Here is a 24221-nt window from a genome sequence, read left to right on the forward strand (position 1 = left end):
CCCGGTCGAGCCGGCTCGTCCTGGCCCTCGGGCCTGCCGAGGCCGGTTCCGACACGACACCGCCCGTGGCGGGTGCCCCGCTGAGGGTGTCCGCCACGGGCGGTTCTAGTCTGGTGCGGGCGTATCGGTCGGTTGCGGGAGAGTTCGGATGGATCACGGCGGGCACGGCATGACAATGGATCTGCCGCCGTTCACGGTCGCGCGGGGACTCGCGTTCACGGGTGAGCCGTTCTTCCTGGTGGGGTGCCTGCTGGCGCTGGCGCTCTACGGCTGGGGAGTGGTGCGGCTGCGGCGGCGGGGCGACGCGTGGCCGGTGGGCCGCACCATCGGCTTCGTCGCCGGGGTGCTGACCGTGGCGCTGGTGATGTGCACGGGCCTCAACGAGTACGGCATGGTGCTCTTCAGCGTGCACATGGTGCAGCACATGGTGATCAGCATGCTGTCGCCGATCCTTCTGCTGCTGGGCGCTCCGGTGACGCTGACGCTGCGGGCGCTGCCGTCCGCCGGGCGGGGCCGCAAGGGGCCGCGGGAGCTGCTCGTGGCGCTGCTGCACAGCCGCTACATGCGGGTGATCACCCATCCCGCCTTCACGATCCCGCTGTTCATCGCGAGCCTGTACGCCCTCTACTTCACTCCGCTCTTCGACTTCCTGATGGGCTCCATGGTGGGGCACCTCGCGATGATGGTGCACTTCCTGGCCGTGGGCCTGGTGTTCTTCTGGCCGATCATGGGAGTGGACCCGGGCCCGCACCGCCCCGGCTTCGTGATGCGGATTCTCGAGCTGTTCGCGGGCATGCCCTTCCACGCCTTCTTCGGCATCGCCCTGATGATGGCGTCCGAGCCGATGATCGAGACGTACGCGGACCCGCCCGCCTCCCTGGGCGTCAGCGCGCTGTCGGACCAGTCGGCGGCCGGCGGTATCGCCTGGGCGTTCAGCGAGATCCCCTCGGTGATGGTGCTGGTGGCGCTGGTGTTCCAGTGGTACGTCACCGAGCAGCGCCATGCCCGGCGCCGGGACCGCAGGGCGGACCGGGACGGCGACCGGGAGCTGGCCGCGTACAACGCATACCTGGCCTCTCTGAGGACCCGGGAGCAGTGAGGGCGGCCCGCGGCCGGTACGCCGTCGTCCCGGCGGGCCCCTGGGGGCGCGCGACGAGGTGTACACGGGAGCGTTGAGGCGCGCGGTGGCGCACGGGGCCGCGGACAGGCGACCATGGTGGCCTGGCCGCGGTCCCGGTGCGTGCGCGACCCGTACACCGCGGGGCCGCCGGGAGGAGGACAGTGCTGTGATGGCTGGACTGACGCGGGTGCCGGCGTCCGCGAAGGCGATGACCGTGTGCACGGTCGTGGGCCTGGTCGTGGTCACGGCGTACACGGTGGCCCTGGGAAGCAGCGGATGGCTCTGGTTCTGCTGGGTGGTGCTGGGCCTGGTCACGCTGGGCGTGTACGCGACCCGGAACTGAGAGGACCGTGTACGCGATCCGGAGATGAACCATGTTCACCATGTTCGCGCCGCGGAGCTGAGCACACACCGGCGGCGAGGAACGTCGCGGAGCAGGACCGAGGAAACGCGCCGCACACAGCGCCGGGCTCCGGCGGCCTCTCAACGCCGCCGGAGCCCGGCGCGGGGGCGGGCCCCCAGGGAAGTGACCCCGCCGGTCAGCCGCCGGAGCCGAACTCCGCCAGGAACGCCTTGTCGAACGCCTTCAGGTCGTCGGGCTTACGGCTGGTGATCAGCTTGTTGGTACCGCCGTCGCAGACCTTGACCTGCTCGTCGACCCAGTTGCCGCCCGCGTTGCGGATGTCGGTACGCAGGCTCGGATACGAGGTCAGCGTCCTCCCCCGCACCACGTCGGCCTCGACCAGGGTCCACGGGGCGTGGCAGATGGCGGCGACCGGGAGCCCCGCCTCGAAGAACCCCTTCACGAACGCGACGGCCTTCTGGTCCGTGCGCAGGAGGTCGGGGTTGGCCACACCGCCGGGCAGGACGAGTCCGTCGAAGTCGGACGGCTCCGCCTGGGCGACGAGCTGGTCGACGGGGAAGGTGTCGCCCCGGTCCAGATGGTTGAAGGCCTGGACGGGCCCGGTGCTGGTGGACAGCAGGATGGGCGTGCCGCCCGCTTCCTTCACGGCGTCCCACGGGTCGGTCAGCTCGATCTGTTCCGCGCCCTCGGGCGCGACGAGAAAGGCAACACGCACGTGACCTCACGTCCTTTCCGTCATCTCGCGTGCGTCCCTGCGGGTCCCCGCTGGGCGCGGACGTATGCCTGCGGCCGCGGCTCCGAGCACGCCGGACCCCGCACACGCCCTGCGTACTGACACGCCACACACGCCCCGGACACGCCGACCGGGCCGAGCCCGCCGTCAGCCCTGGGGACGGCCCCGGAAGAGCCGGGCGGCGGCCGCCAGGCACAGGGCGGCGAACCCGACGGTGACGGCGGCGCCCGCGGCGACCTCCACCGTGGAGAAGTCACCGCGGAAGACGTAGCGGACGGCATCGACGGTGTAGCGGAACGGGACGGCGCGCGAGACGCCGTCGAGCCAGCCGGGGGCCAGTTCCATGGGCAGCAGCAGGCCGGAGAGCAGCATCAGCGGAAGCACGGTCGTGTTGGCGATGGCGGCGAACTCGGGCGTCGTCCTCACCTTCATGCCCAAGCCGTGGGAGAGCGCAGCGAGCGCGGCGGACAGCACGGCGACGAAGGCCAGGCCCACAACGATCCCCCACCATGGGGCCCGCAGCCCGAACGCCAGCCCGAGGAGCACCAGCAGCACGGACTGGGCCACCAACTGCACGACGTCCCGCAGAGTGCGGCCGAGCAGCAGGGCGAGCGGACTGACCGGGGTGACCCGCATCCGGTCGACGACGCCGGTGGTGCGCTCGACCAGCTGCCCCATCCCCACGTACGAGCCGCCCAGCAGCGCCAGCTGGATGAGGACGCCGGGCACGAGCGTCTGCCACGACGAACCCTCCTGCCCCAGGTCGAGGTGGGTCAGCAGCGGTCCGAACAGGGCCAGGAAGAGCAGCGGCTGGAGCATCCCGAAGTACAGGCTGGTCTTCGAGCGCAGCGTCGCGCGTAGGCATCGGCCGAAGACGAGGCCCGTGTCGGCCCAGAAGTGCCCGCCCTCGGGTGGTGCCGGGGCAGCGGGTGGAGAAGTGGCGGTCTCGGTGGTCATGGCGATGAGCGCTTCCGTCGGTGAAGCGACCGCGGCCGGTGTGCTCGACGCGTCGGGTCGCTGGGGCGGGCTGGGGATTTTCAGACGGCGACGGGTTCCCGGCTGGGACCGCGTCCGGTGAGGGCGAGAAAGGCGTCTTGGAGGGAGGCGTCCTGGCCGGGCCCGTGGTCCCGCTTGAGCGCCTCGGGGGTCCCCTCGGCGACGGTGCGGCCGCTGTCCACGATGACGATCCGGTCGGCGAGCGCGTCGGCCTCGTCCAGGTAGTGGGTGGTCAGGAAGACCGTGGTGCCGTGGTCGCGGCGGATGCGGCGCACCAGGTCCCACAGTTCGGCGCGAGCGCCCGGGTCGAGCCCGGTGGTGGGCTCGTCGAGGAAGAGGACCTCGGGCCGGTTGACCAGGCCGAGGGCGATCTCCAGCCGACGCCGCTGACCGCCGGAGAAAGCCGCCGTCGGCCGGTCCAGCAGCTCCGTCAGACCGAGGTCGTCGGCGAGTTCGGCGGCCCGGCGCCGCGCCTCGGGCTTGGGTACGTGGTGCAGCCGCGCCTGGGTGACCAGTTCTTCGCGGGCGCCGCAGCCCGGGTCGAGACCGCCGGCCTGGGCCACGTAGCCGATCCGCGAGCGGACGGCGGTCGGCTCGGTGAGCAGGTCGTACCCGGCGACGCGGGCCGTGCCGCCGGTGGGCCGCAGCAGCGTGGTGAGCATGCGGAGGGTGCTGGTCTTGCCCGCGCCGTTGGGGCCGAGGAATCCGAGGATCTCCCCGCGCCCCACCGTCAGGTCGAGTCCCCGCACGGCGTGCACGGGGCCCGCCCCGAGCGCGTAGGTGAGGGTGAGCCCGCGGAGGTCGAGAGCGGGCCTGTCCGGAAGAGAGGTGGGTGCTTCCATGCCGGGAGGAAAACACAGCAGACTGCAAAAATGCAATGTGGTTCAGTTTTGCAGTCAGGTTAGACTTCCTGCATGGGTGAGGGGCTGCGGGAGCGCAAGAAGCGGCAGACACGGCGACGCATCCGGGAGGCCGCCATGCGCCAGTTCGTGGAGCGGGGCTTCGACAAGGTGACCATCGCGGAGGTCGCCGCCGAGGCCGAGGTGTCCGTGAACACCCTCTACAACTACTTCGAGGCCAAGGAGGATCTGGTGCTGCCACCCGACGAAGCCTCCCCGCTGCGACTCGCCGAGATCGTCCGGGAGCGGCCGGCGGGCGCGTCCCCCGCCCGCGCGGTACTCGCCCGGCTGCGCGAGGAAGTGCGCGGCCGCGAACGGCAGCTCGGCCTCACCGACGGTTTCGGGCAGGTCTTCGAGATGATGCGGGCCGCGCCCACCCTCACCGCACGCCTGCAGGACCTGGGCCAGGAGATGACCGAGGCGCTGGCCGCGCAGCTCGCCGACGAGACCGGCACCGACAGGGACGACCCCGCGCTGTGCGCCGCCGCCGGGCAGATCGGATGGTTCCACTCGCTGGTCTTCGCCGAGATCGGGCGCCGCCTGGTCGCGGGACGCACACCCGACGAGATCGCCACCGACGTCCTCCAACTCCTCGACGCCGTCGAGGAACTGCTGGGCGAACGTGCCTTCACCTACGCCGTCCGCGGCGACACCCCACGAGAGGACCGACCGCGTTCAAGGTGACCCTCGCAGGAACCTTCACCGGCCTCCGCGACGACTCCCGCGCCGCTCTTCACAGTCCGCTGTAAGGGAGGCAGAGGCGCGGGCGGCACGCGCGGTCCCCACCGGAGGCCGGGGCCGGTGACCGGCGACCAGGGGTCGGCGCCCGGCATCCGGCATCCGACTCCCCGCCGGCCGGACGAGGCGGAACTGGAAGCCGCTCCGCCTCGTCCAGCTGGTCGATGAGAAACGGAAGAGCGGGCATCACAGCAGGTCAGGGCCTGCTGTGGGTACTCACTCGCGGTCGGCCACGGATTTTCTCGGCTGATCCGGAATCCGTCCGTTTGAGGTGGACGCCTCGGGTACCCGCCGCTCCAGACAGAGATCACATCCCGGATTCCATGAGGAGGGATTCACCATGGCCGAGAACCAGGGCAACTTCGCCAACGACCGTCAGCGCGCCTCTGAGGCCGGCCAGAAGGGTGGCCAGGAGAGCAGCGGCAACTTCGCCAACAACCCGCAGCGCGCCTCCGAAGCCGGCCACAAGGGCGGCCACGAAAGCAGCGGCAACTTCGCCAACAACCCGCAGCGCGCCTCCGAAGCCGGCCACAAGGGCGGCGAGCACAGCGGTGGTGGCCAGGGGCGGTAGCTGAGTCGCCGAACCGGCGGAGAAGAGCAGGGGCCAACCCTCCTGCGGTGCCTCCTGGGGCCGGTGGGCCGAACGCCACGGTGTTCGGCCCACCGGCCCCCTTTCCGTGTCGGCGCCCCGTGCGCATCAACGTCTGACGTCTGTGCGTAGGCGTCGGCACCGGCACCGGCACCGGCACCGGCACCGGCACGGGCACCGGAATCGCCCCGGTTCCGGTACCGCGCTGCGCTCTCCCGCGTGGAGACGGGTACCGCGGAAGGTGTCCGCGGTACCCCCGCCCCACACCGAGGGAGTCACGATGGCCGCCATACCCGCCGGTCGTCGTGAGGAGCGCTCCCGCGGCGGCGGTGCTCGGTGAACGATCTTGCCCGAGCCCTGGCGCCGGGCTACTCTCGGCGCCCGAGGTGACGGGGGGATGCGGGGGACGTGAGGGACGCAGGGGTCTCGGGACAGGCAGGGGACGCGGAACAGGCGGTGGACGCGACGCACGACGCGCGGGCGAGCACCGCGGAACCGGCGACTCCCACGCTGCCGCGCCGTACCGTCGGCGTTCTGGCGGGCTGCGTCACCGCACTGCCCGGGCTGCTGTACCTCGTACTCGCCGGCGTCCTCCTCGGCCCGCTGCTGCTGTGGCCGCGTACCAGAGGGCGCGCCGTGGCCACCTTCGCCGCGGGGGCCCGGCGGCTGGCCGCCGTCGAGCGGCGGCGCAGGTCGCTGTTCTTCGCCGACCGCTTCCCCGATCACCACGCCGATCACCGCACCGCCCGCTTCCCCCACGGCGAAGCTCCTGGCGGCGAGGCCCCTGACGGCGAGGTGCCCGACGAGCGGATCGTGCGCTACCTCGCGGCTCGCACGGGCGCGGGGCTGCTGACCGGTGTGGTCGTGGCCCTCCTCTGCGTCGGGGCCGTACTGGCCGCGCTCCTCGTCGTCGGGCTGGCGCGGGGCAGGCTCGGCTGGCTCGACCTGGCCGGCCAGTGCGTCCTCGGAGGGGTACTGCTCTTCCTCGACGTCCAGGGTCTGCGCTGGCTGGACACCGCCGACGCACGCCTGGCACGCGCGTGCTTCGGCCCCTCGGAGCGGGATCTCCTCCGGCGGCGCATCGACGAACTGGCCGCCAGCCGCGCCGCTGTGCTGCGCGCGGTCGACACCGAGCGCCGTCGCATCGAACGTGACCTGCACGACGGCGTGCAGCAGCGGCTGGTGGCGTTGGCCATGCTGCTCGGCCGGGCCCGGCGCGAGGGCACTCCCGAGCGGTCGGGCCGGCTCCTCCACCAGGCCCACCAGGAGTCGCAGGAAGTCCTGCGGGAACTGCGCGAGGTCGCCTGGCGGGTCTATCCGACCGCGCTGGACGACCTCGGGCTGCGAGAAGCCCTCGCCTCTGTCACCGAACGCAGCGGGCTGCCCGTGCGCACGGACTTCCAGCTGAGCCGCCCCCTGCCGGCCTCCGTGGAGACAGCCGCCTACTTCCTCGTATCGGAGTGCGTGACCAACGCCGCCAAGCACGCGGCCGCCACCGGGGTCCTGGTCAGCGTGCGGCAGGAGGAGGCGCTTCTCCTCGTCCGGGTCCAGGACGACGGCGTCGGTGGCGCCGATCCGGCAGGCAGCGGGCTGACCGGGCTGCGCAGCCGGGTGGGCGCCCTCGACGGACGACTGCACCTGCACAGCCCCTCCGGGGGACCCACCATCGTCACAGCGGAGCTGCCGTGCGCGTAATGCTGGCCGAGGACTCCACCCTCCTGCGGGAAGGGCTGGTGCGGCTGCTCACCGAAGAAGGGCACGAGGTTCCCGCCGCGGTGGCGGACGCCCCGGATCTGCTGCGCGCTGTCGAGGCCGCGCCACCGGATCTCGTCGTCGTGGACATCCGGATGCCGCCGACCCACACCGACGAGGGGCTGCGCGCCGCCCTGGAGATCCGCGAGCGGTGGCCCCAGGTCGGTGTCCTCGTACTGAGCCAGCACCTGGAGCGGCACTACGCGGCCCAGCTGCTGACCTCCGGGCCCGAGCGGGTCGGCTACCTGCTCAAGGACCGGGTCGCGCAGGTCGGGGAGTTCCTCGACGCGCTGGAGCGGATCCACGCGGGCGGTGCCGCCCTCGACCCGGAAGTCGTACGGCAACTGGTGCTCCGCTCCACACACACCGATCCGCTGGCGCGGCTGACCCCGCGTGAGCGCGGCGTGCTCGAATCGCTGGCCGAGGGCCACACCAACGCGGCGATCGCCGCACACCTGCACCTCTCCCTGAGCGCGGTGGAGAAGCACCTGGGCACCGTCTTCGACAAGCTCGGCCTGCGGCACGCCGCGGGATACAACCCCCGGATTCTGGCGGTCCTGCGCTACCTGGAGTCGTGAGCTCTTCTCCGGCGGAGACTGGCGGCCGTCTCCGCGGGTCTCCCCCGGGCACATACGATGGAGTCCGGAGTACGCCGGACAGGCAGCTCACAGGGAGGAGCAGCGTCAGGTGAGCAACACCGAGACACGCCCGGCCGAGGTGCGCTGTGCGGCCGGCCCCCACACACAGCCGGCGCCGGACGTGGAAGTGCTCTCCCCGCGCAGCGTGCCGTTGGGCGGCCCGCGTGGGATGACGGTGCGGCGCACGCTTCCGCAGCGTGCCCGCTCCCTGATCGGCGCCTGGTGCTTCGCCGACCACTACGGGCCCGACGACGTCTCCGTGACCGGCGGAATGGACGTCGCTCCGCATCCGCACACCGGCCTGCAGACCGTCAGTTGGCTGTTCTCGGGCGAGATCGAGCACCGCGACAGTCTCGGCACCCGTGCGCTCGTCCGCCCGGGTGAGCTGAATGTGATGACGGGTGGCCACGGCATCAGTCACTCGGAGGTCTCCACCGCTCGGACAACCGTCCTCCACGGCGTCCAGCTGTGGGTTGCCCTGCCCGGAACGCACCGGCACGCCGCGTCCGCCTTCCAGCACCACGTGCCACGTCCCGTGCCCCTGGGCGGCGGGGAGGCCCGCGTCTTCCTCGGCTCCCTGGCCGGCGAGACCTCACCCGTGCCCACGTTCACCCCGCTGCTCGGCGCCGAGGTCACGCTGGAACCGCACGCGGCCACCACCCTCGCGGTCGACCCGGATTTCGAGCACGGCGTGCTCGTCGACACCGGGGAGATCACCGTCGCGGGGCAGGCACTCGGCCCCGCCGAACTCGGCGCTCTCCGCCCAGGCAGCACCACCTTGACCCTCACCAACACGGCAGGTTCCCCCGCCCGCCTGCTCCTTCTCGGCGGTACGCCGTTCGGCGAGGAGATCGTCCTGTGGTGGAACTTCCTCGGCGCTTCGCACGACGACATCGCACGCGCCCGGGCCGACTGGACGGCAGGGCGGAGATTCGGCGAGGTGGAGGGCTACGACGGCGATCCACTCCCCGCTCCCCCGCTCCCGAACGCAGCGCTGAAACCCCGGAGCCGGCCGAGGTACTGACGTTCTGCTGACGGGCGACGGCGGGAGCCGGGCTCGGTCATGCGTGCAGCCTGGACCGCCAGGGATGCCCGGGGTGCACGAGGTCCAGCCACCCGGCGAGGAGAGCGCGCCGTGCGGGGCTCAGCAGGGGCAGGACCGCGTCGAAGTCCGCCTGGTCCTTCGGCCGCGGCGCCTTCGCCTTGAACAGCAGCACCAACTCAGGGACCTGGTAGGGGACACCGTCTCCCGTCCGCTCGATGAGCGTGTCGTACGGCAGCCGGAGCCTCTCGTCCCGCCTGCAGATCCACGTCCTGCCCTCATGCGGCTCGCGGAAGACGTCGAGCAGGAACCGGCCGCTCCCCGGATCGCGCAGCCAGGTCTGGTACGTGGCAGCCAGCGCCTCGGGCCCCGGCTGCGTCCAGATCCGTCCGGAACCCACCGCGTCGAACGCGCCCTCGGGGAATCGGCGCCGGATCTCGGGGAAGCCCGCCGCCGGCACGGCGATCTCCAGATCGCCGTGCTCGCGTGACTGCTCCCCTCGGAACAGGTCGAGCGCCCACCCCGCCGCGACGCACCAGGGCGCGCTCACCCCGTCCAGCCGCTCCGCGGCCTGTTCCGGGCGCCAGGGATGTGCCCAACGGGCGTCCAGTTCGGCGGCGCCGAGCACGGCGCCGCCGGGCGGCAGGTCGTCGGTCATCGGTACAACGTACCGCCGCACCGCCTGCCGATCAGCTGCGCGACCTGGGGCGCATGTGCGGTGAGGTAGAAGTGGCCGCCGGGGAAGGTGACCAGGTCGAAGGCGGACGTGGTGTGCTCCTGCCAGGCGGCGGCCTCCTCCACGGTCACCTTCGGGTCCTCGGTGCCGGTCATCGCGGTGATCGGGCAGTCCAGGAGCGGTTCGGGAGCGGAGCGGTGGCTCTCGACGAGGCGATAGTCGGCACGGATCGCCGGCAGCACCATCCGCACGAGTTCCTCGTCGGCGAAGACCCGGGAGTCCGTGCCGCTCAACGCGCGGATCTCGCGCAGGAGTCCCTCGTCGTCGAGGCGGTGGGCGTGCTCGGTCCGCCGCCGCGAGGGGGCGCGGCGGCCGGAGGCGAACAGGGCGGACGGCGGCTGCCCCGAGGCCTGCAACCCGCGTGCCACCTCGAAGCCGAGGACCGCGCCCAGGCTGTGCCCGAAGAGAGCGAGCGGCCGGTCCGTCCACGGCAGCAGTTCGGCCGCCACCTCGCGGGCCAGCGCGTCCATGCTTGTCGCGAAGGGTTCGTCCCGGCGGTCCTGGCGGCCGGGGTACTGGACCGCGAGCACCTCCACCCCGTCGCCGAGCAGGGCGGGCAGCCCGGCGAAGAAGCTGGCCGAGCCGCCGGCATGCGGCAGGCAGGCCAGGCGTACCCGAGCCTCGGGGCGGGGCTGGAAGCGGCGGATCCACAGGCTGTCGCGCGGGGCGCGGCTCATGAGGCCCGCGCGGTGTCGTAGCGGTGGAAGCCGTGCCCCGTCTTACGGCCCAGCCGGCCCTCCTCGATCAGCCGGTCCAGCAGCGGCGGTACGGCGTGCCGGGCGTCGCCCGTGCCGCTCTCCATGCTGCGCGCCACGTCGGCGATGACGTCGAGGCCGATCAGGTCGAGGACGGCGAGCGGGCCGAGGGGGTGCCCGCAGCCGAGGGTCATGCCTCGGTCGATGTCCTCGGCCGTGGCGACACCGCTCTCGCACATGCGCACGGCGGCCATCAGGTAGGGGATGAGCAGGGCGTTGACGACGAAGCCGCTGCGGTCCTCAGCCCGCACGATCTTCTTGCCGAGCGCCTCGGTGACCAGCGACTCCGCGCGCCGGGCGGTCTGGTCCGTGGTGTGTGTGGAGCGGATGACCTCCACCAGCGGCATGGTCGGCACGGGGTTGAAGAAGTGCAGGCCGATCACGTCGCCGGGGCGGCTGGTGGCGTTGCCCAGGTCCGTGATGGAGAGCGAGGAGGTGGTGGAGGCCAGGACCACGGCGGGGTCTTCGACGGTCTTCGCGAGCGCGGTGAACAGCCGCAGCTTGGTCTCCCGCTCCTCCGGCACCGCCTCGATGACGAAGTCCCGGTCGGCAAGCGCGTCCGGGTCTGCGCCGAACTCCGCGCGCCGCTCGGCGTCCGCACGCTGCGCGTCGTCGATACGGCCCTTGGTGTGCGCCCGGTCGAGCAGGGCCATGACCCGGCCTCGGGCTCGCTCGGCGGAGGCGGGCCCTGAGCCCACGACCCGTACGCCGAGGCCCGCGCGCAGGCACTCGGCGGCGATCCCCGCGCCCATGGTGCCGCCGCCGACCACGCCGATCCGGCGGGCGCTCACGCCGCGCTCCGCTGAGTGGGCTCCGACCAGCGCAGCAGGCCGGCGGAGACCGCCATGCCGGCGCCGAATCCGGCGAGCAGCACCAGGTCGCCGGAGCGCAGGGCTCCGGAGCGGTTGGCCTCGTCCAGGGCGATGGCGACGGATGCGCTGCCGGTGTTGCCGGAGTGCTCCAGCGGCCGATGGGTGACGGCGCCTGTCAGCCCGCAGACATCCACGAGTTGGTCCAGCATCACGCCGTTGGCCTGGTGGGGCACGAAGTGGTCGACGTCTGCCGCCTTGTGGCCGCAGCGCTCCAGCAGGGCGTCGAGGGCGCCGGGCACGTTGTCCATGACGTAGTCGTGGACCTGGCGGCCCTTCATGTGCAGGACGTGACCGGCGTCGGCGACGGTCTCGGCGGAGGCGGGGCGGCGGCTGCCGCCGCCGGGGATCGCGATGAGGTCGTGGGCGGCGCCGCCGCCGAGCATGTCGAGGTCGAGGAAGCCGGGGCCGTCGCCGACAGCGGCGACGACGACGGCTCCGGCGCCGTCGCCGAACAGGACGCTGGTGGACCGGTCGCCGAAGTCGAGGAACCGGGAGTAGACGTCGGTGCCGATGACGAGGGCCCTGGTGGTGGGCCGCAGGGTGACCAGGCCGCGGGCCAGGGCGAGGGAGGTGACGAAGCCGGAGCAGGCGATGTTGACGTCGAAGCAGCCCGCGCGGTGGGCGCCGAGCGCGTGCTGCACCAGGGTGGCGGTGGCCGGGATGGGCGCGTCGCCGGTGGTGGTGGAGACGATGAGGTAGTCGACGTCGCCGGCGCCGAGCCCTGCCGCGTCGAGTGCGGCGCGGGCGGCGGAGGCGGCGAGGTCGGAGGCCGCTTCGCCGGGGGCGGCGAAGCGGCGCGCGACGATCTTCGTCTTGCGTTCGAGCCACTCCTCGCTGGTCCCGGGCACCATCCGGACGATGTCGGCGTTGGTGACCACCCGTTCGGGCAGGTACGAGCCGGTCGCGAGGATGCCGATACCGCTGCTCGGCACGTCCTTGGTCATGTCCGTGTCCTTTCGAGTGTGGGCGACCGGGTCAGCCCGCGGTGGCCGCGGTGAACGGCCGCAGCGGGGTGAGGGCGTCCTCGCCGATGCGGGCGCGCAGGTCGGGCGCGGTGACGCCGAGGCCGGGCGCGGGGGCGAGGCAGAGCACGCCGACCTTGCCGATGTGCCGGTTGAGCTGCACCAGCCGCGTCGCCTCCCCCACCTCGGCCAGGGGGTACGTCTTCGAGACCGCCGGGGCGACGCGGCCCTGCTCGAAGAGGCGGGCGCACTCGGTCATCTCCTGGAGGTTGGCGATATGGCTGCCGATGACCCGCTTGAGCTTCATCCACAGGTAGCGGTTGTCGAAGGTGTGGTGGTAGCCGGTGCTGGAGCCGCAGGTGACGACGGTGCCGCCGCGCCGTACGACGAACACGGAGATGCCGAAGGTGGCCCGCCCGACGTGTTCGAAGGCGATGTGCGGGTCCTCCCCCACCTCACGGCGGATGACCGCGCCGAGCCGTTTGCCGGCCTTGACGGCCTGCTCGGGGTCGTCCCCCGTGTCGGCCCCGACGCCGATCTCCTCGCGGTTGATCACCACATGGCAGCCGAGCCTGCGGGCGATGGCCTCCTTCTGCTCGGAGCCGACCACGCCGACGGCGATCCCGCCGCCGTTCCTGACCAGTTGGGCGGCGTAGGCGCCGAGGCCGCCGGAGGCGCCCCAGATCAGCACGATGTCGCCCTGCTTCATCCGCGCCCCCCGGTCGCCGACGAGCATCCGGTAGGCGGTACCGCCGCACACGGGAATGCTGGCGGCCTCCTCCCAGCTCAGCGGCGCGGGCTTGGGTACGAGCTGGCTGGCGCGGGCGACCGCGTAGTGGGCGAGTCCGCCGTAGTTCGTCTCGAAGCCCCAGGCCAGCTGGGCCTCGCTGAGCATGCCGTCGGTCTGGGTGGCCGGCTCCTGGTCGTCGACGTGGGCGGGGCTGACGATGACGTGGTCGCCGATCTGCCAGCGCCGGACGCCTGTGCCGACCCGGACGACGACGCCGGAGCCGTCGGAGCCGAGGACGTGGAAGGGCTGGTCGTGCCGGGTGGCCCAGCCGCCGTGGCGGGCGTAGGAGCGCAGGAAGCGGAAGGTGGAGAGCGGTTCGAACTTCGCGGACCAGACGGTGTTGTAGTTGACGGAGCTGGCCATCACGGCGACCAGTACCTCGTCCGGGGCGAGTTCGGGCGTCGGGACCTGGCCGACGTGCAGGCTGCGGCGTACGTCCTTGTCGGCGGATTCGGTGCCCGCGAAGATGTTCTCGTCCTCGACGCGCAGATGCGCCGCGGTGAAGGAGTCGGGCAGCGGGGCGCGGGCCAGTTCGTCCGGGGCGGCCCCGGACAGCACGGCATCGGTCAAGGACATCGGTACCTCACTCAGCGGTGGACGGTTCGACGGACAGCGCGTGGCGGAAGACGTTGCGGGGGTCCCAGCGCGCCTTGACCCGCTGGAGCCTCGGATAGCTGTCCTTGTAGTAGAGGGCCGGCCAGGGGATGCCCGAGGTGTTGTGGGCGGGGTCGGCGAGGTCGGCGTCGGCGTAGTTGATGTAGCAGCCGTCCCAGGTGCCGTCGGGTACGGGCACCCCGCCGGTCTCGACGTAGACGTCCTTGTACATGCCGCGCACCCAGGCCAGGTGCCGCTCGTCCGCGGCCGGGTCGGTCCACCACGCCTGGTACTGCATCTTGACTACCGAGTCGCGCTGCGGGATGGCCGTGGCGTCCGGGGCGACCGTGCCGATCTGCCCGCCGTAGGGGAAGATGATCAGGGACGCGCCCGGATTGCTGTACTCCCCCGTGGTCAGGAAGCGGTGGATGGTCTCCGCCTGCTCGGTGGTGAAGTTGCCCCTGAGATAGGCGGACTTCGCCTTGACACGTACGGCGGGGGCCGCGTAGTTCGAGGTGGACACGTACCGCGTGACCTGGCCCCAGGTCGCCTTGGTGGGTGCGGGGGCCAGCGCCTCGCGGATGCCGTCGGCGGTGCCTTCGCCGATCGCGGCGAGGTGGTCGGCGAGGATGCCCTCGGCACCGTCCACGGTCGCGTCGACCTGGGTGATGAGGGTGACGGCGCCGGCGGAGACGTGGTTGAGGCCGAGCAGGCTGGACAGCGCGGTCTCCGGGGTTCCGGGGGCGCTGTGGGCGTTCTGCCAGGCGATGTAGTTGCGCAGCAGCCGCGTGAAGTCGGCCCCCTCGATGGCGGTCCAGGGGATGGCCGCGACATTGAGCAGAACGTGCGAGGGCGGCTGGGGCAGCAGGACGCGCGGGTCGTCGCCGGAGGCGCCAGGGGTGCGGAACCAGTACCGCGTGACGACACCGAAGTTGCCGCCGCCTCCGCCGGTGTGCGCCCACCACAGGTCGTGGTGCGGGTCGTCGGGTTCGGCGGTGGCGACGACGGCGCCGACCCGGCCCGCGGCGTCCACGACGACGACCTCCACGGCGTACAGGTGGTCGACCACCAGGCCGAACTGGCGGGACATCAGCCCGTAGCCGCCGCCGCAGGCGTGTCCGCCCATGCCGACCGAGTAGCACAGCCCGCCGGGAAGGGTGACGCCCCAGCGGTGCAGCAGGGTGTCGTAGACGTTGAGGAGGATCGCGCCGGGCTGGATCGCGAAGGCGCGGCGCTCCTCGTCATAGGTCACCTCGTCGAGAGTGGACAGGTCGAGGACAACCTCGATCTCCGGGTTGTCGACGAAGTCCTCGAAGCAGCCGCCGCCGCTGCGCACCGAGAAGCGCGTGCCGGCGTCCACCAGCTCCTGGACGGCATCGACCGCCTCCGCGGTGGACCGGATGACCCGGATCCGGTCCGGGGTGCCGATCCAGCGCTTGTTGTAGCCGCTGACCATGTCGTCGTAGCGGGCCTCACCGGGGGTGACGACGATCGGGGCCAGGGCCGCGCCGGCGGTGCCCGGCTCAGGCATGGGCCACCGCCGGCATGCTGGTGACGGCGCTGACGAAGTTGCTGGTCACGCGGACCGGCTCGCCGATGTGGAAGTGCGGGGCACGCAGCAGGAGTTCCTTCAGCAGCACGCGCAGCTCCATACGGGCGAGCACGTTCCCCAGACAGTGGTGCGGGCCGCCGCCGCCGAAGCTGATGTGCCGGTTGGGCGTACGGGCGAGGTCCAGGACGTGCGGGTCGGTGAAGACGCGCTCGTCACGGTTGCCGGAGGGGTAGAAGAGGGCCACCTTGTCGCCCTCGCGGATCTGCCGGCCGTGCAGCTCGGTGTCGCGCGCCGCGGTACGGCGCAGGGTGAGCACCGGGGTGGACCAGCGCAGCAGTTCCTCCACCGCGGTGCCCACGCGCGCGTCGAAGTCGGCGGTGAGCCACGCACGCTGCTCGGGGAAGTCGGAGAGGGCTTTGCCGGCGTGGCTGATCGTCTGACGCGGGGTGTCGAAGCCGGCGCCGATCAGCAGCAGGAAGAAGGCGCTGATCTCGGCGTCGGTCAGGCCCTCGCCGTCGACGCGCGCCTGCACCAGGTCGGTCATCACATCGTCCCTGGGCTCCTCCCTGCGGGCTCCCGCGATCTCCACGGCCTTGCGGGAGACGAGTCCGACGACCTCGTCGACGATCTCGGCGCGGGACCGGCCGGATTTCTCCGCCTCGTCGCGGCTGGACAGCATGATGGTGATCGCCTCGGTGAAGCGGTCCAGCTCCTCGGCCTCCAGGCCCAGCATGTACGTCATCGTCCACCGGGCCATCGGCATCGACACCTTCGCGACGAAGTCGCACGCACCCGCCGTCGCGAAGTCCTCGACGATGCGGCGGACCTCGGCCTCCATCGAGCCGCGCATCTGGTTCATACGGGCGGGGCTGAAGGCGGCCGTCACCAGGCTGCGCACCTTCAGGTGGCGGGGCGCGTCCATGGCGACGATGGACTGGGTGGCCTGGAGGATGTCGTCGGGCAGCTCCTCGAACTGCACGCCCTTGCCGGAGACGTAGAGATCCGGCTGCCCGCTCACCTCCACGATGTCGGCGTGCCGGACGACCGCCCAGAAGCCGTCGTCCGCGGGCGTCGGCAACAGGCTGCCCTCGGGCGCCTTGTGCCAGGAGACCGGGCGTTCGTCGCGCAGGACGCGGAACGTGTCGTCCCAGGCCGCCGGGGGCTGCGCCCAGAAGTCGATGGACGATATGTCGGCGGTGTCGAACTGCCGGGACGCGGTGGTCACCAAGGTCTCCTCCTCACGGGAACGGCACCCGGGGGCCGTGGAAGCCCGCACGGCTTGAGGTGCCGGCGCACCACCGAGCATGGCGCCGTCCCCTTGCCGGGCCCTCGCGGGACCACTTGCGGCCCGCTTGCGGGGGAGGCTGAGGAGTGAGGAGGACGGTCCGGGGACGATGCCGGAGCGGCGCATCGACGAGCCCGGACCGGTATCGCCGTCAGGCCGGGTGGGCGGTGCGGGGGATGGCCGCGCCCCCCGGTGGTATGAGGCAGGTCTGGTACCGCTCGGCGACGGCCGGACCGGAACGCAGCGGGCCGGAACGCAGCGCGCTCGCGCGCAGCCGCGTCCGCTCCGTGCCGCTCAGCCCGACGAGCAGCACCTCCTGCACCAGCCCGTCCCGGAAGGCGAGCCGGAACGGCGGCCGTGGCTCCTTCCGCAGCAGCCCGCACCGCGCCGCCGTCTCGACGGCCGGTTCGGGATCCGTGTCCGGCGGCGCGACGTCCCGGACCAGTCCCAGGTCGAAGTCGGCACCGAGCGCCGAGCAGGAGCGCAGCACCTCCACCACCTGCTCGGGCAGCGCCGCGATCCGCCGGCCCAGCGCCTGCCGCACCCCCAGCGGCACATCCGCCAGTGCCCTCTCCGCCGCCGTACGGTCGCGCAGCGACTCCGGGCCGCCGGCACCGGCGAGGAACTCGTGGAGGAAGTACGGGTTGCCGCGGCTGCGTTCGTGCAGCACCCGCAGCACGTCGTCCGGCACTTCGGCGCCCGTCTGGACCTCCGCGAGCCGGGCGGTCTCGCTGTGCGACAGCCCGGTCACCCGCAGGGTGCGGGTGCGTGAGTCGCTGAGGATGTCGGTGACCGCACCGCCCTTCAGGAAATCCGCCGCGACCCCGGTGTCCTCCGCGATCACGACGATGCCGAGGGGTTCGCGGTGCAGTCGCGTGCGCAGCAGTCCGAGCAGTTCCAACGAGCGCTCGTCGGCCTGGTCCAGGTCCTCCAGGACGACGACCAGCGGCTCCTCGGCGGCCAGCGCGAGCAGCGTCTCGCACATCGCGTCCTGGACGAGGAAGTGGACGAGGGGCGGCGGGTCCTCGGCGGTCAGCTGCCGGCAGCTCGTCTCGGGGTCGAGCATCAGCGGGGCTAACAGGGCGCCGAACCGGGCCTCCGCCCGGCGGAACACCTCGGGGTGGGAGACCGCCAGCTGACGGAAGACCTGCGACCACACCCAGTAGTCCGGGGCGCCTTTTCCCGAGGTGCAGCAGCCCCACACCACCTCCTGGAGCAGGTCGGTGAGGCCCGAGGCAACCTCCACGACCAGTTCGGTCTTGCCCACGCCCATCTCGCCCAGCACGGCGGTGAGATGGCTGCCGCCGTTCAGCGCCTCCCGGACGTGCGCGTTGAGCAGGCCGATCTCCCGTCTCCGTCCCACGAACAGACCCCTGGTGGGGGCGGTGGGCGCACAGGAGGTGTCCGGGAGCGGCGCAGGGCCCGCCTCCGGCACCTTGTCCGGAGCCGGGGCCTGAGCCGGAGCCGGGGCCTGAGCCGGGGCCGGCCCCTCGGAGACGTCCGCCGCGGGCGCGTCGGCGGTGCCGGTGGCGGCCAGCCGGACCGGTGATTCGGGCAGGCCCAGGCGCTGGTTGAGGATGTCCGCGTGCACGCCCTGGAGTTCGCCCCCGGGATCCACGCCCAGCTCCTCGGCCAGTTGGAGGCGGGTCTGTTCGTACAGACGCAGCGCCTCCGCCTGGCGGCCCAGGTGGTACAGGCCGGTCATCAGGTGGCCGACCAGGCGTTCGCGGGTGGGGTGGTGCTGGACCTCCGAGTGCAGCACCCGTACCACCCAGTCAGCGTCGCCCAGTGCGAGACAGGCATCGGCATGGGCCTCCAGGGCTGTCAGCCGCAGGTGTCCGAGACGTTCGCTCTCGTCCGCGATCGGCCCGCAGGAGACGAGTTCGAGGTACGGCTCGGCGCCCCACAGGGAGAGCGCCTGTGCCAGGTCGTCGCGGGCGCGGTCGAAGCGGCCCTCGGTGATGGACCGCCGGCCGCGCTCGATGAGCTGTTCGAAGCGGTAGGCATCGACGAGGTCGGGGTCCAGCTCGAAGACGTAGCCGGGGGCGCGGTGGCGGAGCCGGGCCTGGCCGGTCTCCGGATCCTCGGCGCCGGCGAGGGCACGGCGCAGATGGGAGATGTAGGTCTGGAGGGTGGCGACGGGGCGACGGGGCGGATGGGGGCCCCAGAGTTCGTCGACGAGCTGCTCGACGGTGACAACGTTTCCCAGGCGCACAAGCAGCAACCCGAGCAGCGCGCGATGACGCAGGGGCCCCAGCGGCAGCGCGATCCCGTCGCGCACGAGAGCGAGCGATCCGAAGACGCGCAACTCCCAGGCCGGGCGGCGCGGTTCGTTCCTGCGGCCTGGAGTCCGCTCGGCCTCTCTCGGCGCGCGCATCGCCGCGCTCGTCGGTTCCACGGTCGTGCTCTCGAAGGGGTCAGCCATGCCCTTCCTTCGTTTCACGGGGTTGGGGTGGGCCAATCGCACGCCGGCCGGTCCTCCGTCCACGGCGCCGGCGCGATCTCTGCTCGCTTGCGGATCTCCAGCGTACGGATTCACCCGTTAAGTCGTATTAAAGAGCTTGATGCATGGGCCATTCCCCAGTGGAGAGCGCCAAGACCGTTCACTTCTCGGACGGTCATTACGCACTTTCCGCCCGTCCGGTTCACTCCGGCGCTCAAACCCTGTCGCCTCTGCGGCGGTCGGCCCCTCGGCCGCAAGGTCTCCGCAAGGCCGCCGCCAGCCTTCCGCAAGGCGTTCCGCGAGCGCCTGGCAAGAGGCGCGGGCCATGCTCCCCGCAGGAAGCCGGCAGCACCCGGACCGGAGCAGAAGCAGTCCCGTATCCCGTGGCCAGGAGGGCGTAGTCGTGCAGGAGACGCAGGTGACCGAGGAGTTGGACGCCAGTTTCGTCCAGACCCCCCACGAGGTGCTCAAGCGGCTCCGCGAGGCCGGACCCGCAGTGAAGGTGATGCTGCCGAACGGTTCGCTGGTGTGGATCGTGACCCGCTACGAAGAGGTGCGCGAGGCGCTGAGCGAGTCCCGGCTGAGCAAGGACTTCAAGGGCCTCAACGAGCTGATGGCCAAGCACACCAAGGAGGGCCACGCGCCCAAGCAGTACGACGAGGCCCTGGTCGGCCACATGCTCGCCAGCGACCCGCCGGACCACACCCGGATGCGCCGCCTGGTCAACAAGGCCTTCACCCCGCGCCGGGTGGAGGGCATGCGGCCCATGCTGGAGGAGCTGACCAACCGGCTGCTCGACGAGATGGACCGGCACGAGGAGATCGACCTCCTGGAGGCGCTCGCCTACCCGGTGCCGATGGAGCTGCTGTGCACGCTCCTGGGCGTACCGGAGGCGGAGCGGCTGGCCTTCGGCCGGTACGCGGCCGTCGTCCTGTCGGACCTCGCCCCCGAGGGCTACGAAGAAGCCACAAAGGCGATGCGCGAATACCTGGTGAAACTGATCCGGGTCAAGCGCGAGTCCCCCGGCGAGGACCTGCTGAGCGCGCTCATCGCGGCCCGCGACGAGGACGACAAACTCAGCGAGGGCGAACTGCTCGCCACGATCTACCTGATGTTCTCGGCGGGCACGGAGACCGCGGTCAACCTCATCGGCAACGGTGTACTCGCCCTCCTCACCCACCCCGGCGAGCTGGCCAGGCTGCGCGCCGACCGCTCGCTGCTGCCGCAGGCCGTGGAGGAGTTCCTGCGCTTCGACGGCCCGGTGAACCTCGCCACGTTCCGCTACACGATCGAGCCGGTGACGCTCGGCGACGTCACGATCCCGGTCGGCGAAGTGGTCATGGTGTCGCTGATGGCCGCCAACCGCGACCCCGACCGCTTCGACCGGCCCGAGCTGTTCGACATCACCCGGCCGATCGGCGGCCAGATGACCTTCGGGCACGGCATCCACTACTGCATGGGCGCGCCGCTGGCCCGCCTGGAGGCCGAGATCGCGATCGGCATGCTGCTCGACCGCTTCCCCGACCTGTCCCTCGCCGGCGACCCGAACGCGTTGCAGTGGCGGCTCAGCACGGTCACCCACGGGCTGGAGAAGCTGCCGGTCCGCCCGCACGGGGCCGCCTGAGGCCCCGGCACCCGGCCTGCGCCGGCAGGCGGTTCCTCGCTCGACGGCACGGCGATTCGACGGCACGGCGAAAGGGATGTGCGTGATGGGTACGGTTCACGACGCGGACGCGGAGTCGGGCGACGAGCCGATCGCGGTGATCGGTGTGGCGTGCCGGCTGCCGGGCGCCCCCGATCCGTCCGCGTTCTGGAGGCTGCTGCGCGAAGGCCGCGACGCGATCTCCGAGCCGCCGTCCGACCGGCATCCGGCGGGCGCGGACGCCGACGCTCCACCGGCCCGTCGAGGCGGCTACCTGGACCGCGTCGACGGCTTCGACGCGGCCTTCTTCGGCATCTCGCCCCGCGAAGCCACGGCCATGGACCCCCAGCAGCGGCTCGCCCTGGAACTGGGCTGGGAAGCGCTGGAGGACGCCGGTGTCGCCCCCGACTCCCTCGAGGCCACGCCCGCGGGCGTGTACGTCGGCGCGATCGCGGACGACTACGCCGCACTCCTGCGCCGCGGCGGCCCGGAGGGACTCACGCGGCACGTGTTCACCGGCGTCCAGCGAGGCGTGATCGCCAACCGGCTCTCCCACACGCTGGGGCTGCGGGGGCCGAGCCTGACGGTCGACTCCGGCCAGTCCTCGTCACTGGTCGCGGTCCACCTGGCCGCCGAGGCCCTGCGCCGCGGCGTCTCGACGCTCGCCCTGGCAGGCGGCGTCCAGTTGAACCTGGCGCCCGAGAGCACCACCGCCGCCGACCGCTTCGGAGCGCTCTCCCCCGACGGCCTCTGCCACACCTTCGACGCCCGCGCCAACGGCTTCGTACGGGGCGAGGGAGGCGCCCTGGTCGTCCTCAAGCCGCTGTCCCGCGCCCTGGCCGACGGCGACCGTGTCTACTGCGTGCTCAGCGGCTCCGCGGTCAACCACGACGGCTCCGGCGAGAGCCTGGCCGTACCGAACGCGGAGGCTCAGCAGGACGTCGTCACCGCCGCGCTCGCCACGGCGGGCGTGCGCGCCGCGGAAGTGCAGTACGTCGAACTCCACGGCACCGGAACCCCGGTCGGCGACCCCGTCGAGGCCGCCGCGCTCGGTGCCGCGCTGGGGACCGCACCCGGCCGGACAGCTCCCCTGGCGGTCGGCTCCGCCAAGACCAACGTCGGCCACCTCGAGGGCGCGGCCGGTGTGGTCGGCCTGCTAAAGGCCGCGCTCTCCCTGCACCACCGGGAACTCCCCGCCAGCCTCAACTACGAGACGCCGAACCCGTCGATCCCATTCGAACAGCTGCGCATGCGGGTGCAGAAGGACACGGGCGGCTGGCCCCTGCCCGACCAGCCGCTGGTGGCCGGTGTGTCGGCGTTCGGGGTGGGCGGCACCAACGCCCACGCGGTATTGACGGAGGCTCCGCGCGTGGAGTCCGGGACGACGGCAGCGGAGCCGGATGGTGCGGAGCCGAGTGGCGCGGAGTCGAGCGGTGGCGCGGTGCCGCTGGTCGTCTCGGCAGCGAGCGCGGAGGCGCTGGCGGCCGTGGGCGGACGGCTCGCGGAACGACTGGAATCGGACCCCGGTCTCGCCGTGCCCGAGGTCGCGCACGCGCTGGTCACCACCCGCGCCCACCTCGCCCACCGCGCCGTCGTGCTCGCCGGCGACCGCGACCGTGCGGTGGCAGGGCTGCGTGCCTTGGCCGAGGGGGTCAACGCGCCCCAGGTCATCACCGGAGAAGCCACCAGTGCCGCGCACGGTCCCATCTTCATCTTCCCCGGCCAAGGCTCCCAATGGCACGGCATGGCCCACACCCTCTACACCGAAAACCCCACCTTCCGCGCCTCCCTCCAAGACTGCGCAGACGCCCTGGACCCCCTCACCGGCTGGTCACTCATCGACACCCTCACCAGCCACAACCACGACTGGCTCAACCACGTCGACAAAGTCCAACCCGCCCTCTTCGCCACCATGACCGCCCTCGCCCACCAATGGATCCACGCAGGCATCACCCCCGCCGCCGTCATCGGCCACTCCCAAGGCGAAATCACCGCAGCCCACCTCGCCGGCATCCTCACCCTCCACGACGCCGCCCACATCATCCACACCCGCTCCACCGCCATGCGCCACCTCACAGGCCACGGCACCATGGCCACCATCAACGCACCCGCCCACCACCTCCACACCTACCTCACCGGCCACGACGCCACCATCGCCGCCCACAACTCCCCCACCACCACCGTCATCTCCGGCACCCCCCAAGCCCTCCACACCATCACCACCGCCTGCCAAAAAAACGGCATCCGCACCCACCTCATCAACGTCAACTACGCCTCCCACCACCCCCAAGTCGAAGCCCACAAACACCACATCACCACCGCCCTCACCCACATCAACCCCCAACCCGCCACCACCCCCATGATCTCCACCGTCACCGCCCAACCCGTCCACGGACCCGAACTCAACCCCACCTACTGGTACAACAACCTCCGCCAACCCGTCCTCTTCCACCAAGCCCTCACCCACCTCACCAACACCGGCCACCACACCACCATCGAACCCAGCCCCCACCCCACCCTCACCCCCACCCTCCACGAAACCAACCCCCACCTCACCACCCACCACACCCTCCGCCGCAACCACGCCACCCCCACCGACCTCACCACCGCCCTCGCCCACGCCCACACCACCGGCACCACACCCACCTGGACCACCCAACTACCCGCATCCGCACCCGCACGACGGGTATCCCTCCCCACCTACCCCTTCCAGCGCCGCTCCTACTGGCCGAAGCCGACCACGGCGGTCACGGCCACCACCGCTGGTGCAGACGGGGAGCTCACGCCGACCGATGAGGAAGCGGAGACAGCGGAAGCGGCAGAGCTCCAGAGTCCGTCCGGCGCACCGCCCCTGACCGGACGTGTGCTGGATGTCGTACTCAACGAATGTGCGCGGGTACTCGGGCACGCCTCCGCGGCCGATGTGCCGTCGCAGGCCACGTTCAAGGATCTCGGCTTCGACTCCTTCGCAGGAACCGAGCTGTGCAAGCGCCTGTCCTCGTTGCTGGGACGCCCGGTCCTCGTCAACTCGACCTACGACCACCCGAGCCCGGCCGAGCTGGCCGCCTTCCTGGAGGGGAAGCGGGGCACGGCGGCGTTCGATGCCGCTCAAGGCGACGGCACCGCAACGCAGGATGACGACCCGGTCGTGATCGTCGGGATGGGGTGCCGCTTCCCCGGAGGCGTGCAGGGGCCGGAGGACCTGTGGCGGCTGCTCGTCGAGGAGCGGGATGCCATCGGCGACTTCCCCACCGACCGGGGCTGGGACACCGATGAGCTGGACGACCCCGATCCGGCCGGCCCCGGCACTTCCTACGTCCGTCAAGGCGGGTTCCTCGACGACATCGCCGGCTTCGACGCCGCCCTCTTCGGCATCGCACCGCGTGAGGCGCTCGCGATGGACCCGCACCAGCGGCTCCTCCTGGAGACCGCCTGGGAGACGTTCGAGAGGGCAGGTGTCGATCCCGGCTCGCTGCGCGGCAGCCGTACGGGCGTCTTCGTGGGGACGAACGAGCAGGACTACGCCACCTACACCTCGCCCGGCCGGGTCGAGGGCGGCGAGGGCTTCCTGCTCACCGGGCACGCGGCGAGCGTGGCGTCCGGCCGTCTGTCATATGTGTTCGGCCTGGAGGGGCCGGCCCTGACGGTCGACACAGCGTGCTCCTCGTCACTGGTCGCGCTGCACCTGGCCGCCCAGTCACTGCGCTCCGGCGAGTGCG

The 24221-nt window shown here is 72.0% G+C and carries 20 protein-coding genes; 9 read left to right on the forward strand and 11 right to left on the reverse strand.

What is annotated here, in order from left to right; translation table 11 throughout:
* The first annotated feature begins 148 nt into the window (after positions 1-148).
* Together DTL70_RS31685 and DTL70_RS33795 are read left to right on the forward strand one after the other, a co-directional pair.
* Positions 149-1099: a cytochrome c oxidase assembly protein gene (locus DTL70_RS31685; RefSeq protein ID WP_114025468.1), complete on the forward strand. Its 951-nt coding sequence runs from the start codon at positions 149-151 to the stop codon at positions 1097-1099.
* A gap of 190 nt (positions 1100-1289) precedes the next feature.
* Positions 1290-1463 (forward strand): hypothetical protein, encoded by a 174-nt coding sequence (locus tag DTL70_RS33795; RefSeq protein WP_181856212.1) that lies wholly within the window; start codon positions 1290-1292, stop codon positions 1461-1463.
* A 196-nt stretch (positions 1464-1659) separates the two neighbouring features.
* Here the strand turns inward: DTL70_RS33795 and DTL70_RS31690 are convergent, their stop codons facing one another.
* The 3 genes from DTL70_RS31690 to DTL70_RS31700 form a co-directional block, all read right to left on the reverse strand.
* A complete protein-coding gene (locus DTL70_RS31690) occupies positions 1660-2199 on the reverse strand; it encodes a type 1 glutamine amidotransferase domain-containing protein (protein ID WP_114025469.1) in 540 nt (179 codons plus the stop codon).
* 165 nt (positions 2200-2364) lie between these two features.
* Positions 2365-3174 carry an ABC transporter permease gene (locus tag DTL70_RS31695; protein WP_114025470.1) on the reverse strand — a complete coding sequence of 270 codons (810 nt, stop codon included), beginning with the start codon at positions 3172-3174 and terminating at the stop codon, positions 2365-2367.
* A gap of 80 nt (positions 3175-3254) precedes the next feature.
* Complete coding sequence (locus DTL70_RS31700; RefSeq protein WP_114025471.1) at positions 3255-4055, reverse strand: ABC transporter ATP-binding protein; 801 nt, start codon at positions 4053-4055, stop codon at positions 3255-3257.
* Between the two features lie 72 nt (positions 4056-4127).
* Here DTL70_RS31700 and DTL70_RS31705 point away from each other — a divergent pair, with 72 nt between their 5' ends.
* From DTL70_RS31705 to DTL70_RS31725, 5 genes are all read left to right on the forward strand, one after another.
* Positions 4128-4796 (forward strand): TetR/AcrR family transcriptional regulator, encoded by a 669-nt coding sequence (locus DTL70_RS31705; protein WP_114025472.1) that lies wholly within the window; start codon positions 4128-4130, stop codon positions 4794-4796.
* Between the two features lie 394 nt (positions 4797-5190).
* Entirely contained in the window at positions 5191-5421 is a 231-nt protein-coding gene (locus DTL70_RS34670; protein WP_114025473.1) for a con-10 family general stress protein, read from the forward strand.
* Positions 5422-5847: 426 nt separating this feature from the next.
* Positions 5848-7134 (forward strand): sensor histidine kinase, encoded by a 1287-nt coding sequence (locus tag DTL70_RS31715; RefSeq protein ID WP_425470427.1) that lies wholly within the window; start codon positions 5848-5850, stop codon positions 7132-7134.
* Entirely contained in the window at positions 7134-7769 is a 636-nt protein-coding gene (locus DTL70_RS31720) for a response regulator (protein WP_114025475.1), read from the forward strand. Before DTL70_RS31715 ends, DTL70_RS31720 begins: the two co-directional genes overlap by 1 nt.
* Positions 7770-7878: 109 nt before the next feature.
* Positions 7879-8853, forward strand: a complete 975-nt coding sequence (locus DTL70_RS31725) for a pirin family protein (RefSeq protein ID WP_114025476.1) — start codon at positions 7879-7881, stop codon at positions 8851-8853.
* Positions 8854-8890: 37 nt separating this feature from the next.
* Here the strand turns inward: DTL70_RS31725 and DTL70_RS31730 are convergent, their stop codons facing one another.
* From DTL70_RS31730 to DTL70_RS31765, 8 genes are all read right to left on the reverse strand, one after another.
* Entirely contained in the window at positions 8891-9529 is a 639-nt protein-coding gene (locus DTL70_RS31730; protein WP_114025477.1) for a nucleotidyltransferase domain-containing protein, read from the reverse strand.
* The gene (locus DTL70_RS31735) at positions 9526-10284 is read right to left on the reverse strand and encodes a thioesterase II family protein (protein WP_114025478.1); all 759 of its coding nucleotides are present in this window, start codon (positions 10282-10284) and stop codon (positions 9526-9528) included. Before DTL70_RS31735 ends, DTL70_RS31730 begins: the two co-directional genes overlap by 4 nt.
* Complete coding sequence (locus DTL70_RS31740) at positions 10281-11153, reverse strand: 3-hydroxybutyryl-CoA dehydrogenase (RefSeq protein ID WP_114025479.1); 873 nt, start codon at positions 11151-11153, stop codon at positions 10281-10283. The genes DTL70_RS31735 and DTL70_RS31740 overlap by 4 nt, the downstream gene beginning before the upstream one ends.
* A complete protein-coding gene (locus tag DTL70_RS31745; protein WP_114025480.1) occupies positions 11150-12178 on the reverse strand; it encodes a 3-oxoacyl-ACP synthase III family protein in 1029 nt (342 codons plus the stop codon). Before DTL70_RS31745 ends, DTL70_RS31740 begins: the two co-directional genes overlap by 4 nt.
* Positions 12179-12209: 31 nt before the next feature.
* The gene (gene ccrA / locus DTL70_RS31750) at positions 12210-13562 is read right to left on the reverse strand and encodes a crotonyl-CoA carboxylase/reductase (protein WP_114025481.1); all 1353 of its coding nucleotides are present in this window, start codon (positions 13560-13562) and stop codon (positions 12210-12212) included.
* A gap of 7 nt (positions 13563-13569) precedes the next feature.
* The gene (locus tag DTL70_RS31755; protein ID WP_114025482.1) at positions 13570-15111 is read right to left on the reverse strand and encodes an FAD-binding oxidoreductase; all 1542 of its coding nucleotides are present in this window, start codon (positions 15109-15111) and stop codon (positions 13570-13572) included.
* Positions 15104-16357 (reverse strand): cytochrome P450, encoded by a 1254-nt coding sequence (locus tag DTL70_RS31760; RefSeq protein WP_114025483.1) that lies wholly within the window; start codon positions 16355-16357, stop codon positions 15104-15106. Before DTL70_RS31760 ends, DTL70_RS31755 begins: the two co-directional genes overlap by 8 nt.
* Positions 16358-16568: 211 nt before the next feature.
* Complete coding sequence (locus DTL70_RS31765; RefSeq protein WP_114025484.1) at positions 16569-18842, reverse strand: ATP-binding protein; 2274 nt, start codon at positions 18840-18842, stop codon at positions 16569-16571.
* 421 nt (positions 18843-19263) lie between these two features.
* On the opposite strand from DTL70_RS31765, the gene DTL70_RS31770 reads away from it, so the two are divergent.
* On the forward strand, positions 19264-20484 hold the full coding sequence (locus DTL70_RS31770) for a cytochrome P450 family protein (RefSeq protein WP_114025485.1): 1221 nt from the start codon (positions 19264-19266) through the stop codon (positions 20482-20484).
* Positions 20485-20569: 85 nt separating this feature from the next.
* On the forward strand, positions 20570-24221 hold a 3652-nt coding region (locus DTL70_RS31775), incomplete at its 3' end, for a type I polyketide synthase (protein ID WP_114025486.1).

Origin of the sequence: Streptomyces diacarni (genome assembly GCF_003323715.1) — a bacterium.
In the GTDB taxonomy this organism is placed as follows: domain Bacteria; phylum Actinomycetota; class Actinomycetes; order Streptomycetales; family Streptomycetaceae; genus Streptomyces; species Streptomyces diacarni.